Below are 1,491 nucleotides of genomic sequence, written 5' to 3' on the forward strand. Positions count from 1 at the left end.
TTCTTTGCGGTTCACACGAACTTTCGGTTCGTCGACTTCACCGTCTAACACACAAATTGTTTGGGTGTTATATGGTCAAGCCTCACGGGCAATTAGTATCGGTTAGCTCAACGCCTCACAGCGCTTACACACCCGACCTATCAACGTCGTAGTCTTCGACGGCCCTTCAGGGGAATCAAGTTCCCAGTGAGATCTCATCTTGAGGCTAGTTTCCCGCTTAGATGCTTTCAGCGGTTATCTATTCCGAACATAGCTACCCGGCAGTGCCACTGGCGTGACAACCGGAACACCAGAGGTTCGTCCACTCCGGTCCTCTCGTACTAGGAGCAGCCCCTCTCAAATCTCAAACGTCCACGGCAGATAGGGACCGAACTGTCTCACGACGTTCTAAACCCAGCTCGCGTACCACTTTAAATGGCGAACAGCCATACCCTTGGGACCGGCTTCAGCCCCAGGATGTGATGAGCCGACATCGAGGTGCCAAACACCGCCGTCGATATGAACTCTTGGGCGGTATCAGCCTGTTATCCCCGGAGTACCTTTTATCCGTTGAGCGATGGCCCTTCCATACAGAACCACCGGATCACTAAGACCTACTTTCGTACCTGCTCGACGTGTCTGTCTCGCAGTCAAGCGCGCTTTTGCCTTTATACTCTGCGACCGATTTCCGACCGGTCTGAGCGCACCTTCGTACTCCTCCGTTACTCTTTAGGAGGAGACCGCCCCAGTCAAACTGCCCACCATACACTGTCCTCGATCCGGATAACGGATCAGAGTTAGAACCTCAAGCATGCCAGGGTGGTATTTCAAGGTTGGCTCCACGCGAACTGGCGTCCACGCTTCAAAGCCTCCCACCTATCCTACACAAGCAGGCTCAAAGTCCAGTGCAAAGCTACAGTAAAGGTTCACGGGGTCTTTCCGTCTAGCCGCGGATACACTGCATCTTCACAGCGATTTCAATTTCACTGAGTCTCGGGTGGAGACAGCGCCGCCATCGTTACGCCATTCGTGCAGGTCGGAACTTACCCGACAAGGAATTTCGCTACCTTAGGACCGTTATAGTTACGGCCGCCGTTTACCGGGGCTTCGATCAAGAGCTTCGCTTTCGCTAACCCCATCAATTAACCTTCCGGCACCGGGCAGGCGTCACACCCTATACGTCCACTTTCGTGTTTGCAGAGTGCTGTGTTTTTAATAAACAGTCGCAGCGGCCTGGTATCTTCGACCGGCGTGGGCTTACGCAGTAAATACTTCACCCTCACCGGCGCACCTTCTCCCGAAGTTACGGTGCCATTTTGCCTAGTTCCTTCACCCGAGTTCTCTCAAGCGCCTTGGTATTCTCTACCCGACCACCTGTGTCGGTTTCGGGTACGGTTCCTAGTTACCTGAAGCTTAGAAGCTTTTCCTGGAAGCATGGCATCAACCACTTCGCTCTCTAAAAGAAAGCTCGTCATCAGCTCTCGGCCTTGAACACCCGGATTTGCCTAAGTG

Annotated in this window: 1 rRNA gene; it reads right to left on the reverse strand. The window is 53.3% G+C overall.

Annotated elements, in window-relative coordinates:
- Window positions 1-71: 71 nt before the first annotated feature.
- Window positions 72-1,491: ribosomal RNA gene (locus tag FG99_RS30670) — 23S ribosomal RNA — on the reverse strand; the annotation flags it as partial.

This window comes from Pseudomonas sp. AAC (assembly GCF_000725445.1).
Taxonomy (GTDB): domain Bacteria; phylum Pseudomonadota; class Gammaproteobacteria; order Pseudomonadales; family Pseudomonadaceae; genus Pseudomonas; species Pseudomonas citronellolis.